At 65.4% G+C, this 14459-nt stretch carries 17 protein-coding genes; 13 read left to right on the top strand and 4 right to left on the bottom strand.

Going from position 1 to position 14459, the window contains the following annotated elements:
- Positions 1-45: 45 nt before the first annotated feature.
- Positions 46-678 (bottom strand): ribonuclease HII, encoded by a 633-nt coding sequence (locus ABC728_RS25285; protein WP_416621825.1) that lies wholly within the window; start codon positions 676-678, stop codon positions 46-48.
- 153 nt (positions 679-831) lie between these two features.
- Here ABC728_RS25285 and hemN point away from each other — a divergent pair, with 153 nt between their 5' ends.
- Together hemN and ABC728_RS25275 are read left to right on the top strand one after the other, a co-directional pair.
- A complete protein-coding gene (gene hemN, locus ABC728_RS25280; protein ID WP_416621818.1) occupies positions 832-2184 on the top strand; it encodes an oxygen-independent coproporphyrinogen III oxidase in 1353 nt (450 codons plus the stop codon).
- Between the two features lie 79 nt (positions 2185-2263).
- Positions 2264-3172, top strand: a complete 909-nt coding sequence (locus ABC728_RS25275; protein ID WP_416621817.1) for a 5'-nucleotidase, lipoprotein e(P4) family — start codon at positions 2264-2266, stop codon at positions 3170-3172.
- Positions 3173-3197: 25 nt separating this feature from the next.
- Here ABC728_RS25275 and gmk read toward each other — a convergent pair whose 3' ends face one another.
- Both gmk and ABC728_RS25265 read right to left on the bottom strand, forming a co-directional pair.
- On the bottom strand, positions 3198-3833 hold the full coding sequence (gmk, locus tag ABC728_RS25270; RefSeq protein WP_416621816.1) for a guanylate kinase: 636 nt from the start codon (positions 3831-3833) through the stop codon (positions 3198-3200).
- Between the two features lie 59 nt (positions 3834-3892).
- Positions 3893-4762 carry a YicC/YloC family endoribonuclease gene (locus tag ABC728_RS25265; protein WP_416621815.1) on the bottom strand — a complete coding sequence of 290 codons (870 nt, stop codon included), beginning with the start codon at positions 4760-4762 and terminating at the stop codon, positions 3893-3895.
- A 144-nt stretch (positions 4763-4906) separates the two neighbouring features.
- Between ABC728_RS25265 and ABC728_RS25260 the strand changes: the two genes are divergently transcribed.
- Complete coding sequence (locus ABC728_RS25260; protein WP_416621814.1) at positions 4907-5671, top strand: SDR family NAD(P)-dependent oxidoreductase; 765 nt, start codon at positions 4907-4909, stop codon at positions 5669-5671.
- On the opposite strand, the gene ABC728_RS25255 is transcribed toward ABC728_RS25260, so the two are convergent.
- Positions 5672-6526 (bottom strand): hypothetical protein, encoded by an 855-nt coding sequence (locus ABC728_RS25255; protein ID WP_416621813.1) that lies wholly within the window; start codon positions 6524-6526, stop codon positions 5672-5674.
- A 124-nt stretch (positions 6527-6650) separates the two neighbouring features.
- Between ABC728_RS25255 and ABC728_RS25250 the strand changes: the two genes are divergently transcribed.
- The 10 genes from ABC728_RS25250 to ABC728_RS25205 all read left to right on the top strand — a co-directional run bounded on the left by ABC728_RS25250 (position 6651) and on the right by ABC728_RS25205 (position 14358).
- Positions 6651-7313, top strand: a complete 663-nt coding sequence (locus ABC728_RS25250) for a Fe2+-dependent dioxygenase (RefSeq protein ID WP_416621812.1) — start codon at positions 6651-6653, stop codon at positions 7311-7313.
- 156 nt (positions 7314-7469) lie between these two features.
- Complete coding sequence (locus ABC728_RS25245; protein WP_416621811.1) at positions 7470-8219, top strand: phosphocholine cytidylyltransferase family protein; 750 nt, start codon at positions 7470-7472, stop codon at positions 8217-8219.
- A 148-nt stretch (positions 8220-8367) separates the two neighbouring features.
- Positions 8368-8880, top strand: a complete 513-nt coding sequence (locus ABC728_RS25240) for a MarR family winged helix-turn-helix transcriptional regulator (protein ID WP_416621810.1) — start codon at positions 8368-8370, stop codon at positions 8878-8880.
- A 194-nt stretch (positions 8881-9074) separates the two neighbouring features.
- The gene (locus tag ABC728_RS25235; RefSeq protein ID WP_416621809.1) at positions 9075-9515 is read left to right on the top strand and encodes a TIGR01244 family sulfur transferase; all 441 of its coding nucleotides are present in this window, start codon (positions 9075-9077) and stop codon (positions 9513-9515) included.
- A gap of 228 nt (positions 9516-9743) precedes the next feature.
- Positions 9744-10022 carry a hypothetical protein gene (locus ABC728_RS25230; RefSeq protein WP_416621808.1) on the top strand — a complete coding sequence of 93 codons (279 nt, stop codon included), beginning with the start codon at positions 9744-9746 and terminating at the stop codon, positions 10020-10022.
- 313 nt (positions 10023-10335) lie between these two features.
- The gene (locus tag ABC728_RS25225) at positions 10336-11016 is read left to right on the top strand and encodes an energy transducer TonB (RefSeq protein ID WP_416621807.1); all 681 of its coding nucleotides are present in this window, start codon (positions 10336-10338) and stop codon (positions 11014-11016) included.
- Positions 11017-11069: 53 nt separating this feature from the next.
- Positions 11070-11999, top strand: coding sequence for a MotA/TolQ/ExbB proton channel family protein (locus ABC728_RS25220; RefSeq protein ID WP_416621806.1), 930 nt, complete (start codon positions 11070-11072; stop codon positions 11997-11999).
- Positions 12000-12001: 2 nt separating this feature from the next.
- Positions 12002-12445 (top strand): ExbD/TolR family protein, encoded by a 444-nt coding sequence (locus ABC728_RS25215; RefSeq protein ID WP_416621805.1) that lies wholly within the window; start codon positions 12002-12004, stop codon positions 12443-12445.
- Positions 12446-12486: 41 nt separating this feature from the next.
- Positions 12487-12921 carry an ExbD/TolR family protein gene (locus tag ABC728_RS25210; protein ID WP_416621804.1) on the top strand — a complete coding sequence of 145 codons (435 nt, stop codon included), beginning with the start codon at positions 12487-12489 and terminating at the stop codon, positions 12919-12921.
- A gap of 168 nt (positions 12922-13089) precedes the next feature.
- The gene (locus ABC728_RS25205) at positions 13090-14358 is read left to right on the top strand and encodes a tetratricopeptide repeat protein (RefSeq protein ID WP_416621803.1); all 1269 of its coding nucleotides are present in this window, start codon (positions 13090-13092) and stop codon (positions 14356-14358) included.
- Positions 14359-14459 lie beyond the last annotated feature (101 nt).

Raw genomic sequence — 14459 nt, 5'->3', positions numbered from 1 at the left:
CCCCGAGTTGCCGTCAACAAGAATTTTTAGGAAGAATCAAAAGAGTCAGAGAGTTAGGGAGAGTTGCTCGGAAACTGGTGCAAAAGAGCGGCGGTGATGGGGTGTCACGCCCAGTTTCAGGATGGCGGCGCGATGCGTGGCCGTGCCATAGCCCTGGTTGGTTTCCCAACCATATCCGGGGTGTGTCAGGGCCAATTGCCCCATGATCTTGTCCCGCGTGACCTTGGCCAGGATCGATGCGGCGGCGATGGACAGCGACAGCGCGTCCCCGTCCACCAGGGTTTCCACCCGGCAACGCAGCTTCGGTCCGCGATTGCCGTCGATCAGCGCCAGCGCCGGCATGCGTCCCATCTGTGCCGCCAACTGGTCGACGGCGCGGGTCATGGCCAGGAAGGTGGCCTGCAGGATATTGACCGCATCGATCTCTTCCACGCTGGCGATGCCGATGCCATGGGGGGCGTTGGCGACGATGCGCTCGAACATCGTCTGGCGCAGCGCCTGCCGGACCTGCTTGCTGTCGTTGATGCCCGCGCACCAGTCGGCCACGGGGCCGGCGGGCAGCAGCACGGCAGCGGCCACCACGGGACCGGCCAACGGGCCGCGCCCCGCCTCGTCCACACCGCAGACGGGGAAATCGGGCCCATGGCCCAGGCGGATTTCGTGTGAAAGATCGGGCATGGGGCTGTCCTGCCAAATCCAGGCGATTTGTGCAAGGCCGGCCTGCGGCGGGCGCCCGGCGGCATTGCGCTGGATCAAGGCGCCATCGATGCGGCGGGCGCAATGTTTGGCCTTGTCAGCGATCCATACCATCCGCGGTCCAGAGGACATTCCATGCGTCCCGAGCTTGTCGCCAAATACCGCCACCAGCGCGTGCCCCGTTACACCTCCTATCCGGCATCGCCGCATTTCACCGATGCGGTGACGGAGACGACCTACCGTCACTGGCTGGCGGCGGCCGATCCGTGCTCCAGCCTGTCACTCTATCTTCATCTGCCCTTCTGCCGGTCCATGTGCTGGTACTGTGGATGCCATACGACGGTCGTCCGGCATGAGGAGCCCATCTGGGCCTATCTGGCGGCCTTGTCGCGTGAGCTGCGGACGGTGGCCGGGCTGCTGCCGCAGGGGCCTGTCGTGCGGCATGTGCATTTCGGTGGCGGGACGCCCACGCTGCTGCCGGTGGAGGGCCTGCGCTCCCTGATGGCGGAACTGCGCACGCGGTTCACGATCGCCCAGGATGCGGAAATCGCCGTGGAGATCGATCCCCGCACCCTGACCCCGGCCATGACAGAGGCGCTGGGCGATGTCGGCGTCACCCGCGCCTCGCTGGGGGTGCAAAGCTTCGATCCGCTGGTGCAGGCGGCCATCAACCGCATCCAGCCCTTTGCGATGACGCGGGATGCGGTGAACGGGCTGCGTGCGGCCGGCATCGCGGGTGTCAACCTGGATCTCATCTATGGGCTGCCGCGCCAGACGGTGGCAAGTTGCGTGGAAACCGTGCGCCAGGCCGTCAGCCTGGAGCCGGATCGTCTGTCCATCTTCGGCTATGCCCACATGCCGGGCTTCAAGGCGCACCAGGGCCGTATCGATGCCGCGACCCTGCCCGATGCCGACGAGCGGGTGGCCCAGTTGCGTGCCATGGAGGTGGCTGTGCTGGCCGCCGGCTATGTCCGGATCGGCATGGACCATTTCGCCCGTCCCGACGACCCCATCGCCGTGGCAGCGGCATCCGGCACGCTGCGCCGGAACTTCCAGGGCTATACGACGGACGGTGCCGACATGCTGCTGGGGTTCGGTGCGTCGGCCATCGGGAAGCTGCCGCAGGGCTATGTCGCCAACATCCTGGCCCTGCCGGCCTATCTGAAGGCCGTGGAGCAGACAGGGCTGGCGACGGCACGCGGTTACCGGCTCAGCCTGGACGACCGGTTGCGGGCTGCGGTGATCGAGGCGCTGATGTGCCGTTTCGATGTGGATCTGGCCAAGGTGGCGGCGGCGTTCGACCGCCCGCCCGAGGAGATCATGCCCGACATGCGGGCCATGGCCGACCTTATGGTGGATGGGGTCGCCCATCTGGAAGGCACGCGGCTGACGGTCCCGCCCGCCGCCCGGCCGCTGGTCCGATCCGTGGCCGCCCTGTTCGACCAGCACCTCGACCCCGAAGGGGGACGGCACAGCCGTGCCATCTGATGGCGGCAGGGCTGGACAGGGGGGGGCTTTGGCAGCCATTGTCCGTCCAGGACATGACCTGGAACTGTAACGAACGACCATGCGATCCATCAAAGCCCTGCTGCTGGCCGCCTCCTTCCTGGCACTGACCGGGTGCGCCGTGAATGTCGGCGGTTCCGCCCGCCGCGCCGACGTGCCCCCGCCGCCTGCCGCCGTCCCCGCCCCGCCGGCCGTGGTGCCGGGTCCGGCCGACGACCCCCGCCTGAACGCCACGCTCTACATGCAGCAGGCCGAGGAATTGCGCCGGTTGTCGAGGCAGGCCTTCGCCCTGGCGACCATCCGCCTGCCGGCTGCCCTGCGGCAACCGGGTTCGGCCGCGCTGGAACAGGCTGACGGGGGGGCGGGCAAGCCGCCCGCCGTGATTTTCGACGTGGATGAAACGGTGCTGGACAACAGCCCGCACCAAGCCCGCGCCATCCTGGGCGGGGTGCGCCATTTCGACCTGGGCCTGTGGGATGAATGGCTGTCCGAGCGCGCCGCCACCCCCATGCCGGGTGCCGTCGATTTCGTGAAGGAACTGCGCCGCAACAATGTCCGCGTGGTCTATATCACCAACCGCGAATGCCGGCCCCGCCCGGCCAGTCCCGGCCAGGATTGCCCGCAGCATGCCGATACCATCGCCAACCTGAATGCCGTGGGCCTGGGGCCTGTGGCGCCGGAAGACCTGATGTTGAAGGGGCAGGGCGGCTGGCCCAGCGACAAGGCGCCGCGCCGTATCAAGGTGGCCGAAACCCACCGGATCATCATGTCCCTGGGTGATCAGTTCAGCGACATGATGAGCGTGACACGCCGGGACGACAGCACGGCGCGTGCCCGCATCGCGGCTGATCATGAGGCCCTTTGGGACACGCGCTGGGTGGTGATCCCCAACCCGACCTATGGCCAGTGGCTGGATGTGCTGCCGGCCCCGACCACGGACATGCTGCGGCCGGAGATCAGGCAGCCCTGAGGCATGTGGCAGGGGGCCAGGGCGGTCAGCCCTGGCCGACCTGCAGGGACCGCACGAAGTCCGACAGGCCGACCTGCCGGCGGCGTTTCAGCCGTTCGGCCTTCAGGATGGCCTGCACGGCCGCCACGGACTGCTCGACGTCATGGTTGACGATCACGTAATCATATTCTGACCAGTGGCTCATCTCGTCATTCGCCTTGGACATGCGCATGGCGATGACCTCCGCGCTGTCCTGCGCGCGCATGGTCAGGCGGCGTTCCAGTTCCGCTGCGCTGGGCGGCAGGATGAATACCCGGACCAGATCGTCGGCCGCGGACTCGGTCAGTTGCTGCGTGCCCTGCCAGTCGATGTCGAACAGCACGTCGCGCCCGGCCCGCAGCGCATCCTCCACGGGGCCGCGCGGTGTGCCGTAGCGGTTGCCGAAGACATGCGCATGTTCCAGCAATTCCCGCTGGCCCACCCGCGCCTCGAACGCCGCATGGTCCACGAAATAATAATGGACACCTTCCACCTCGCCGGGCCGCATGGGGCGGGTGGTCAGCGATACGGACATGGACAGGTTGCCGTCGCGTTCCAGCAGGGCGCGGGAAATGGTGGATTTGCCGGCGCCCGATGGGGAGGACAGGACCAGCATCAGGCCGCGGCGATGGATCAGGGACATGGGATATCAACTACCGGATAGGGTGGGTTTCGGGTCGGGAAGGGGCGGCCGTAGCCGTCCTATTCGATATTCTGAACCTGTTCGCGGAACTGTTCGATTACGGCCTTCAGATCCATGCCGATGCGGGTCAATTCGACATCGGCCGACTTGCTGCACAGGGTATTGGCTTCGCGGTTGAACTCCTGGCACAGGAAGTCCAGCCGGCGGCCGACGGAACCGCCGTCGCGCAGCATGGTGCGGGCCTGGGATATGTGGGCGCGCAGCCGGTCCAGTTCTTCCCGCACATCCGCCTTGGTGATCAGCAGGGCCGCCTCCTGCGCCAGCCTGTCCTCCCCCACCGGGGGCACGGCATCCAGCAGCGCCTGGATCTGGGCGCGCAGCTTGGCGCGCAGCGCCTCGGGCTGCAGGGAGGATGTGGCGGCGGCTGCATCGGTCAGCCGCCCGATCTCGCCCAGATGGTCCAGCAGCACGGCAGACAGATGCGAGCCCTCGCCGATGCGCGCTTCCACCAGCCGGTCGATGGCCAAGGCGATCGTGACGGCCATGGCCTGTTCCAGGGCTTGGCGATCCTCCTCCGTCTCGCGCGGTTCGGTGCTGTCGATGATGCCGCGCACCGACAGCAACGTGTCGATCGAAGGCGGCGGCGCGTCTGGTCCCGCGATCTCCCGTGCCAGCCCCAGCACCTGGTCCAGCAATTCACGATTGATGCGCAGGGTGCCGGCGGCATCCGTGCGGGTCAGCGATATGGTGACATTGATGTTGCCGCGCGCCAGCCGCGCCTCCACCGCCGTGCGGACCACGGGTTCCAGCCCGTCCAGGCCGGGCGGCAGGCGACAGCGCATGTCGCGGCCCTTGCCGTTGACGCTGCGCACCTCCACAACCCACTGGGCCTTGTCATTGCCGCCGTCGGCTCGTGCGAAACCGGTCATGGATATGACGACGCCCTTGGCGCCGGCGGGCTTGCGGACGGATGGATTTTGGGTCACATCAGGCTCGATGGTTGGGGCCGGGAAACGCGGTTTATATCGCTACCGGCCCCCGCCAACAAGATTTGCCCGGATAAGGACTGACCGATGCGTGATCCCCGCTGCATATTCATCACGGGTGCATCCAGCGGCATCGGGGAGGCACTGGCGCTTTCCTATGCGGCGCCCGGCGTCCGCCTGCTGCTGACCGGGCGGGATGGGGGGCGGCTGGATGGTGTGGCGGTCCGCTGCCGCGAACGCGGTGCCGATGTCGCAACCACCCTGATCGATGTGACGGACCGCACGGCGCTGGCCGCCTGGATATCGGCACGTGACGGGGAAATTCCCATCGACCTCGTCATCGCCAACGCCGGCATCTCGGCGGGCACAGGCGGCGGGGTGGAGACGGAGGCGCAGGCCCGCGCCATCTTCGCCACCAATCTGGATGGTGTGCTGAACAGCATCCATCCGCTGATCCCGGCCATGGTGGCCCGCCGGCGGGGGCAGGTCGCGCTCATGTCGTCGCTGGCGTCGTTCCGCGGCCTGCCGGGTGCTGCGGCCTATAGTGGGTCCAAGGCGGCCGTTCGCGTTTATGGCGAGGCACTGCGCGGCGATCTGGCGCCGCACAAGGTGACGGTCAGCGTCATCTGTCCCGGCTTCGTCGTCAGCCGGATGACGGCGGTGAACAGGTTTCCCATGCCCTTCCTCATGGATGCGGAGAAGGCAGCAGCGATCATTCGGACCGGTCTGGCGGCGGGAAAGGGCAGGGTGGCCTTTCCCTTTCCCACCTATGCCGTATCCTGGCTGCTGGGGATGCTGCCCACGGCCCTGGTCGACGCCCTGTTGGCCAGGGCGCCGCGCAAGGGCGGGTGATCAGCGGATGCGCAGCAGCGCGAACTGCGCCTTGGCCGCCTGTCCCGACAATTCGCCAAGCTCGACGGGCAGCTTCCCGGGCCGCAGGGCCGTGGGATAGGCCTTCAGCAGCAGATCGATGGCCGCCTTCACCTCGGCCGGCAACTTCACCCCGGCCTTCTCCAGACCCTTGGCGCGTTCCTGCGCGGTGATGGCAAAGCCATAGCCGTCCAGATAGGGCTCGAACGCCGAGTTCTCGGTGGCGGACCGGTATTGCAGCGCGCCGCGCTCGATCATGCCGGACAGCAGGCGGGCCTGGACGGCGCGCGGCGTGTCGGCGGATTTCGGCGCCTTGGCGGCGGTGGCCTCCAGGGCGGCCAGGACAGCCTTTACGGCCTTCTCGACCTCTGCGACGGGCGCCTGATTCAGGGCCAGTTCGGATGCCCTGGCCATCTCGTCCTGGAAGGGCTTGGCCCCCTGCGCCGCGAAGACCGGCTCCAGATCGATATAGATCTCGGAAATCGGGTGGGCGAACATTTCGCCCGCCGCCTGATGCTCCCCGGCGCGGTAGGCGGCCAGGCCCGCATGATAATGCGCTGCCGTCACATCCAGTGCGCTGATGAAGGCGACGGGGTCCTTGGCGGCCTCTTCCGGTGCGACGCCGCCTTCCCCGCCTTCCCCTCCCTCACCGCCTTCTCCACCCTCGCCGCCTTGGGCGACCTGCAGGGGGATCTCGGCGCCATGCCAGGCCGTGGCATTTTCGGTGGCGCCGGCCGTGGTGGCCGTGGTGGCGGCGCCGGCTGTGGAAACCACCATGCCGCCGGCCACGACCGACAGGCCGATGCCAAGCCAGAGGCGGGGACGAAGCTGCATCATGAACCCATGCTCCTGATTGTGGAGATTTGTGGCGTTAACCGGCCGGACCGTGCCATGATGCAAACTCAATTGCAAGTAATTCGCAATCTTAAACAATCTGCCTGATCATGTGGAGTGTGCGATCATGATCCTGCCCGTTGCGAACGTTCTGACCCAAGAAGAAGTGGCTGTTATGGCCGGCCGGCTGGAAGCCGGCCGCTTCCAGCCGGGCACGGCGACGGCCGGCTGGCATGCGCGCCTTGTGAAGGACAATGAACAATTGCGGGCCGACGATCCCGCCCATGCCGACCTGCGGGCGCAGGTGGAAGCGGCTGTATGCCGGCATCCCGTCGCCGCCATGGCGACGCGGCCGAAACGGTTCGGTCCCATCCTGTTCAGCCGGACAACGGGCGGTGGACAATATGGCAGCCATGTCGACGATGCGCTGATGGGGGGGGTGCGGACTGATGTCTCCTTCACCCTGTTCCTGTCCGACCCCGACAGCTATGAAGGAGGGGAACTGGTGATGGAGACGACGGCGGGGGAGGCCGGTTTCAAGCTGCCGGCGGGCGCAGGGCTTTTCTATCCCTCGACGACCCTGCATCGGGTGGCGCCCGTCACGGCGGGTTGCCGGCTGGTGGCGGCCGGCTGGATACGCTCTTTCGTCCGCGATCCGGGCGAACGCGAGCTGCTGTTCGATCTCGATACCGCCCGGCAGGGAATTTTCCGGCGCGACGGGAAAACGGCCGAATTCGACCTTCTGTCCAAGTGCCTGTCCAACCTTGTCCGCCGCTGGGCGGAAGATTGACCGCCATGCCGGGCCGGTCCGGCGGGCCGCAGCAGCGGGTGTGACGAAGGCGCTTGTCATCCGCCGTTGTTCGCGGCAATGTCCGCGGCATTTTGCGGGGACGGGCAGGTGCCTGCCTGCTGCCCCCGAGTCCCGATCTCCGGAGCCCATGTCGCTGTGAAAGCCATCATCCTCAGTGCCGGCCAGGGCAAGCGTCTGATGCCCCTGACGGAAGACCGGCCGAAATGCCTGATCGAGCTGTCGGGCCGTTCCCTGCTGGAATGGCAGATCCGTGGGCTGGCCGCCGCCGGTGTCACGGATGCCGTGATCGTGACGGGCTTCCGCGCCGACCGGGTGGAAGCGGCGCTGGCGGCCATGGACGTGCCCGGCATCCGCACCCGCACCCTTTACAACCCCTTCTATGCGCTGGCCGACAATACGGCCAGTTGCTGGGTTGCCAGGGCAGAGATGGACGGACCTTTCCTGATCCTGAACGGGGATACGCTGTTCGAGCCGGAGATCGCCCGCCGCCTGCTGTCGGCCGGCGGGGCTGCCATCACGGTGACCATCGATGCCAAGGATGGCTACGACGCTGACGATATGAAGGTGTGCGTGGGGGCCGATGGCCGGCTTTCGCAGATCGGCAAGACCCTGCCGCTGGAGATCGTCAATGGTGAATCCATCGGTTTCCTGCGCTTTACAGCCGAAGGCGGACAGCGTTTCGCGGCAGAGGTGGAGCGGACGCTGCGCACGCCGGAAGGCTTGCGCCGCTGGTACCTGTCGGTGATCGATGCGATTGCCAAGGCAGATGGCAGCGTCGGCACCTGTTCCATCCAGGGGCTGGAATGGGGAGAAATGGATTTCCCCGACGATGTCGCCCGGAACCGGGAACTGACGGCCGGCTGGCTGGCGCGCGGCTCCGGCTGAGGGGAGGGGACGGGGCCGTTCCGGATGACCGTCGCCTGTCTTACTGATTGGACGGCGCAATCTTTCCTTTATTGATCCGCATCAATGCGGTGGTACGCGGCGACGGTCAGGATGCAGCATCCATTGACCAGAAACCGGACCCTTTGCCATGACCAACAATCCGTTCCGTTTCCGCGCCGAAGACGCCATCGCCCTCAACCTGATGGATCTGTCCAACATCATCGGACACCAGTGCGAGGACATGCTGGCCGAAGCCGGCCTGACAGCGCCGCAATGGACCGTGCTGATGAATGTGGCCGGTGACGCCAATTTCCAGGATGGTGCCCGCAATCATGACGGCATCTTCTCGTCGGAGATCGCGTCCGCACGCGGCCTGTCCCGCCCCCACATCTCGGCCACGGTGACGGAACTGATCCGCAAGGGGCTGATCAGCCAGCAGGATGATCCGCAGGACCGCCGGCGCAAGCTGCTGCGCGTGACGCCGGAAGGGCTGGAGATGCTGCGCCGCCTGCAGCCGCGGCGGCAGGGCATCAACGACATGCTGTTGCGCGACCTGTCACCCGACCAGCGCCAGCGCATGCTGGACCTGCTGGTCACCATCCGCCGCCGGGCCCGCGGCTTTGGCGACGGTGCCGTTTCCCCCTTGCGCATCGCCGGATAATGCCCAGATAGGTGCCATGCAAGCCATTCGGCTGGACCTGGGTTGCAGAAGCGCATGTTGCGATGCAGCACGGCCGACCCCATTTATGTCGCGTCGCCACATGTCGGGTCGGCGTCGCGACGCGCCGGGTCGGTCGGTGACTTCAAGGTCTGGTCGTTCGATCCTTTCATGGAACTTAAATCTGTGGGTGCATCATGACACTGGATATCCGTCCGCTGGTCGATGGTCTGTCGGTTGCCCCCCAGGTGACGGAAGAGGATATCCGTGCCGCCCACGCGGCCGGGTTCCGTTCCATTGTCAACAATCGCCCCGACGGGGAGGAGCCCGGTCAGCTCCCCTCCGCCGAGGCTGCGCGCATCGCCGCCGGGCTGGGCATGGCCTATGTCTATATGCCGGCCATCGGTCCAACTCTGGACGCCGTTTCCGACGATTTCGGGAAGGCGCTGGCGGCTCTTCCGGGCCCCGTCCTTGCTCATTGCCGGAGCGGGACGCGCTGCACGATTCTCTGGGCGCTCGCTGAAGCGAAAGCCGGAACCAGCTCCGGTGAAGAAATATTTCGTACTGCCGCCGCCGCGGGTTACGATCTTTCGTCGTATGCAGCCTTAATCGATCGGTACGCTCAATCGCGCGTATAATCGTATGCCAAACATGCTTAAGGCCATTGTGTTGGCGTCAACGCTGTGAGAGTGTCGCTTCCGGTTCGGCCAGAGGGCCGGTAGACGGAGGCGACAGACGACATGACGCGCGGATGGGCCCATGGGCTCCTCGCACTTCTGTTCATTGTCACGGTGACTCAAGGGGTGTTTCCCGGGGTCGCCTATCTGTCGTCTGTGTTCACTTCCGGTTCCTTTCCGAAATCGTTCATGACGGCGGCCCAGGTGCCGCCGGCCAATCGTCTTCCCGAAAAGGGTGTGGAGCCGGTGACGACGTCCCGGCCCGTCGCCCACGGCAAGCGCGCGCACGAAGAGGCGGGCAATGGCCCGTCGCCCGTGCCGACCCTGCTTGTCGTGGCCATTGCCCTTTTCTATGCGCTGCCCCTGCGTGGCAGCGACGTCGTCCGCGCCCTCCATATTGGCCTGACGCCGGAAGAAGCGCATCGGGAGGCCGGGCGCTGCCCGACCGGGCCGCCGGCCTTCGCCTGATGTGAAATCGGCGGTCTGTCCACGGCGCATATTGCGTGCACGCAGCCGCCCGTCAATAACCCCAACGGGCTATGGCACGGTCGCCTTGCAATCAAGGTCCGTCCAGAGCCTTCGCCTCCGACGCCGGTGCTCCGGCCATGGCGTTCCCGTTGTCGCAAGGCATCGCGGACGCCCTGTCCGGAACGTCGGCACATGACCCACGGCGCGCGGCAAAGCATAAAATCCGGCTTTTAACCAAGACCGGCGGGTGCCTTGCCCTTCGTTGTGTGTTATGGCGGAAGCCCCATCCCCCTGTGGATCGAGTGACCGACCGATGTCCTACCTGTCGCAATCGCCTTACCGGCGGCCACAGCCGCAAAGTTCAGGGCGGTTGGTTGGCATCGTGGTGGTTATCCTTCTGCATGTCGGGGTGATCTACGCGCTGGTTACCGGCTTGGCCCGTGAGGTGGTCCATGTGATCACTGATCCGATCAAGACGGAAATCATCGAGGAAATCACGCCGGAGCAGCCGGAAACACCGCCGCCGCCGCCGCCGCCTAAGTTCGATACGCCGCCCCCGCCGTTCATTCCGCCGCCGGAGATCCAGATCTCCCAGCCGCCTCCGCCGACGACCACGGCGATCCAGGCGACGACGGCAGAACGTCCGCCGGTGGTCCAGCCGCCGACGCGCGTCGTGGCTCCGCCCGCGCCGCCGACGGGTGGCAAGATCGATGTGAGGAGCCTGCAAAGGAACCGCGCGGAATATCCGTCTCAATCCATCCGCCTGGAAGAGGAAGGCACGACCGTGTTGCGTTTGTTCTGCAACGCCGACGGCCGCATCTCCGACGCCACGGTGGAGAGGTCGAGCGGGCATGACCGCCTGGATAATGCCTGGCTGAGGGAAGCCAAACGTGGCCGCTGGCGCTGCGAGCCGCCCACGGCTGATGGCAAGCCCCAGGGCGCCTGGCTCCCGAGCCTGGTTCCGCTCACCTTCCGCCTTGAAGATGCGCGCTGATCCTCGCCGCATTGATCTTTATCGAAACACGTAAGTCTGAAAGCAGAGCTACGATGAACAAGCTGTTCACCCTGTCTGGCGTCAGCCGCATTGCCGCCACCGCCGCCCTGGTTGCCACGCTGTCGGCGCCAGTTTTCGCCCAGACCACTGAACCGGCCGCCCCGCCGGCCGAAGCGCCGGCCACCGAGGCTGTCGATCCGGCGGCCCCCGTCGATCCGCTGGCCCCGCCGGCCGCTGAAGTTCCCGCCGCTGATCCGCTGGCCGCCCCGGCCGCCGAGGAAGCCCCGGCCGAGGCCACCGAGCCCGAGGTCAACCCCTACGGTCTGTCGGCCATCATCAGCCACGGTGATTTCGTTGCGAAGTCCACTCTGGTCCTGATGCTGATCATGTCGGCCGGCACCTGGTACATCCTGGTGGTCAAGCTGATCGAGCAGTCCCGTCTGATGAGCCAGGCCAGCGCCGCAGAGCGTGACTTCTGGACCGCGGCTTCGGTTGCCGAGGGTGCGACCCGCCTGAAGGAGAATTCGGCTTTCCGCGGCGTCGTCGAAGACGGCCTGCGTGCGACCGAGCATCATGACGGCGCCCTGACCGACCATATCGACCTGCACACCTGGGTGACCATGTCGCTGCAGCGTTCGGTCGATGCCATCAATTCCCGTCTGCAGGGCGGCTTGGCCTTCCTGGCTTCCGTGGGCTCCACCGCTCCCTTCATCGGTCTGTTCGGTACGGTGTGGGGCATTCTGAACGCTCTGGTGGCCATCGGTCTGTCCGGTCAGGCTTCGATCGACAAGGTCGCCGGCCCCGTCGGTGAAGCGCTGATCATGACCGCCATCGGTCTGGCCGTCGCCGTGCCCGCCGTGCTGGCCTACAACTGGCTGACCCGCCGTAACAAGCTGGTCATGGATCGTCTGCGCAACTTCTCCTCCGATCTGCATGCCCTGCTGATCGCTGGCCAGAGTGCCAAGCCCGCCCGGAGCGCCTGATCATGGGGATGAGCGTCGGGCCCGCCAATGATGGCGAAGATTCGGTGGTGTCGGAGATCAATACGACGCCGCTCGTGGACGTGATGCTCGTTCTGCTGATCATCTTCCTGCTGACCATTCCGGTTGCTATTCAGACGATCCCCGTTGAGCTTCCCACCGAAGCCAACGTGCCGACTGTGACCAAGCCGGAAAATGTGACGATCGGTGTCGATGAAGACGGCAACATCTACTGGAATGCCACCCAGTTGCCGGACTACAACGCCCTGTTCGAGCGCATGAAGGAAGTGGCGGTGCTGGTGCCGCAGCCTGAGATCCACATCCGTGGTGATAAGGAAGGGCGGTACGAGTTCGTTGGCAAGGTCGTCGTGACTTGCCAGCGGGCTGGCATCCTGAAGATCGGCTTTATCACGGAGCCTCCCGCCGGGTTGATCGCTGGCCGTCGTTGACGGTCAGCCTTCTCCGCGGGACTGAAGGATAGGAGGCCCCCATGGGCATGAGTGTTGGGCCGGGTGCGACCGAGGAAGGCGCCACCGTCCCAGAAATGAACACGACACCACTCATCGACGTGATGTTGGTGTTGCTGGTCATGCTGATCATTACCATTCCGGTGCAGACCCATGCCGTGAAGCTCGACATGCCGGCGGGCCCGCCCCCGCCGCAGCAGAATGTCGTCGAGCCCGAGATCATCACCATCGAGGTGGATTTCGACGGCACGGTGATCTGGAGCGGTCAGGTTCTGCACAGCCGTGACGAGATGGAGCAGTTGATGACGGCGTATGCGGGCAAGGAACCGCAGCCGGAAGTTCATCTGCGTCCAAACAAGCTGGTGAAGTACAAGTACGTCGCGGCTGTTCTGGCATCTGCCCAGCGGCTCGGCCTGAACAAGATCGGCATGGTTGGTAACGAACAGTTCATGGACTGATCGTTATGGACGGGTTTAAGGCGCGTTTCTTTGAAGCCGCCTTAAACCTGCCGTCTTGACATGTTTGGATGATGCCAAGCGGCCAGATGGTTGGCTTTGTTTTCACCTGTCCAATGGGACCCGGCGCGAAGAGACAAGCGCCCCATTGGCCGATACCGAGATAGAGACATGATCCGCACCCGTCTTTTTACCGCCGCCCTGTTGGGGTCGGCCCTGGCATTTGGCTCCTTCGCCGCAGTGATGGCCCCGTCCGAGGCCTTTGCGCAGAAGTCCGGCGGTGAGAAGGGGGACACCGTGCGTCCCGCGGTCGGCACGCCGCTGCAGGCCGCGCAGGAACTGATGAAGGCCAAGAAGTTCAAGGAAGCCGTCACCAAGATCAAGGAAGCCGACGCGGTCACCGACAAGACCCCGTTCGAGAATTTCATGGTCGAGCAGATGCGCGCCATCGCCTCCTATCAGGCCGGCGATCTGGCCACGGCGGAGAAGTCGTTCGAGCAGGTCTTCGCGTCCGGCCGCATGCCGGCCGCACAGCAGCTCACCTTCACGCAGGCCCTGGCGCAGCAGTTCTATCAGCAGAAGAACTATACCAAGGCCATCGCCTGGACCCAGAAGTACTTCGCCGGCGGCGGTAACGATCAGAACATGCGGACCCTTCTGCTTCAGGCCTATTACCTGAACAAGGATTTCCCGAACGCGATCAAGGAAGTGTCCGCCAAGATCACCGCTGCCGAGCGCGCGGGGCAGACCCCGTCGGAACAGGACCTACAGCTCCTGGCGTCCGCCAACAATGAGAGCAAGAACGAAGCCGGCTATGTCCAGGCCCTGGAGAAGCTCGTTCGTTATCATCCCAAGCGTGACTACTGGCTGGATCTGCTGATGCGCACCCAGCGCAAGCAGGGCTTCGCCCGTGACCGTCTGGCGCTGGACAGCTATCGCCTGATGAACACGGTCGGCCTTCTGGACACGACCAACGATTATATGGAAATGGCCCAGCTTTCTTTGCAGGCCGGTAATCCGGGTGAGGCCAAGGGCCTGATCGACAAGGGTTATGCCGCCGGTCTGCTCGGCAAGGGTGCCGAGGCCGAGCGTCATAAGCGCCTGAAGGATCTGGCCGACCGTCAGGTGGCGGAAGACCAGAAGTCGCTGGCGCAGACCGAGAGGGAAGCTGTTGCCGGCGCCAATGGCGGCCCCATCCTGCGCGTGGCGGAAGCCTATGCGGGCTATGGCAACTATGAAAAGGCCGCCACGCTGGCCGAGGCCGCGATTGCCAAGGGCAACCTGCGCAACCCCGATGATGCCCGTCTGCGGCTGGTGACCTACTATCTGGCCCTGGGTCAGAAGGCAAAGGCCGAGACAACGCTGAAGGCCATCAAGTCCACCGATGGGCCGGCCGATCTGGGTCGTCTCTATATGTTGCACGCCGCCAAGACGAAGTAAGAAACAGGGCGGACGGCATCGCCGTCCGCCCTTTTCCCATCCGTTCTTTTTCTGATCAGGCGCGAAAGACACTTGGCTTTCGCGGCGCCCCGGTTTTTGCC

Source organism: Niveispirillum fermenti (genome assembly GCF_052474395.1).
This window is presented reverse-complemented; position numbering and strand designations above follow the sequence as displayed.

Bases quoted from the DNA above. Each gene is read 5' to 3' on its own strand.
- ABC728_RS25285 (WP_416621825.1), bottom strand. From the start codon at position 678: ATGCCCGATCTTTCACACGAAATCCGCCTGGGCCATGGGCCCGATTTC.
- hemN (WP_416621818.1), top strand. From the start codon at position 832: ATGCGTCCCGAGCTTGTCGCCAAATACCGCCACCAGCGCGTGCCCCGT.
- ABC728_RS25275 (WP_416621817.1), top strand. From the start codon at position 2,264: ATGCGATCCATCAAAGCCCTGCTGCTGGCCGCCTCCTTCCTGGCACTG.
- gmk (WP_416621816.1), bottom strand. From the start codon at position 3,833: ATGTCCCTGATCCATCGCCGCGGCCTGATGCTGGTCCTGTCCTCCCCA.
- ABC728_RS25265 (WP_416621815.1), bottom strand. From the start codon at position 4,762: ATGACCGGTTTCGCACGAGCCGACGGCGGCAATGACAAGGCCCAGTGG.
- ABC728_RS25260 (WP_416621814.1), top strand. From the start codon at position 4,907: ATGCGTGATCCCCGCTGCATATTCATCACGGGTGCATCCAGCGGCATC.
- ABC728_RS25255 (WP_416621813.1), bottom strand. From the start codon at position 6,526: ATGATGCAGCTTCGTCCCCGCCTCTGGCTTGGCATCGGCCTGTCGGTC.
- ABC728_RS25250 (WP_416621812.1), top strand. From the start codon at position 6,651: ATGATCCTGCCCGTTGCGAACGTTCTGACCCAAGAAGAAGTGGCTGTT.
- ABC728_RS25240 (WP_416621810.1), top strand. From the start codon at position 8,368: ATGACCAACAATCCGTTCCGTTTCCGCGCCGAAGACGCCATCGCCCTC.
- ABC728_RS25235 (WP_416621809.1), top strand. From the start codon at position 9,075: ATGACACTGGATATCCGTCCGCTGGTCGATGGTCTGTCGGTTGCCCCC.
- ABC728_RS25230 (WP_416621808.1), top strand. From the start codon at position 9,744: ATGACGGCGGCCCAGGTGCCGCCGGCCAATCGTCTTCCCGAAAAGGGT.
- ABC728_RS25225 (WP_416621807.1), top strand. From the start codon at position 10,336: ATGTCCTACCTGTCGCAATCGCCTTACCGGCGGCCACAGCCGCAAAGT.
- ABC728_RS25220 (WP_416621806.1), top strand. From the start codon at position 11,070: ATGAACAAGCTGTTCACCCTGTCTGGCGTCAGCCGCATTGCCGCCACC.
- ABC728_RS25215 (WP_416621805.1), top strand. From the start codon at position 12,002: ATGGGGATGAGCGTCGGGCCCGCCAATGATGGCGAAGATTCGGTGGTG.
- ABC728_RS25210 (WP_416621804.1), top strand. From the start codon at position 12,487: ATGGGCATGAGTGTTGGGCCGGGTGCGACCGAGGAAGGCGCCACCGTC.
- ABC728_RS25205 (WP_416621803.1), top strand. From the start codon at position 13,090: ATGATCCGCACCCGTCTTTTTACCGCCGCCCTGTTGGGGTCGGCCCTG.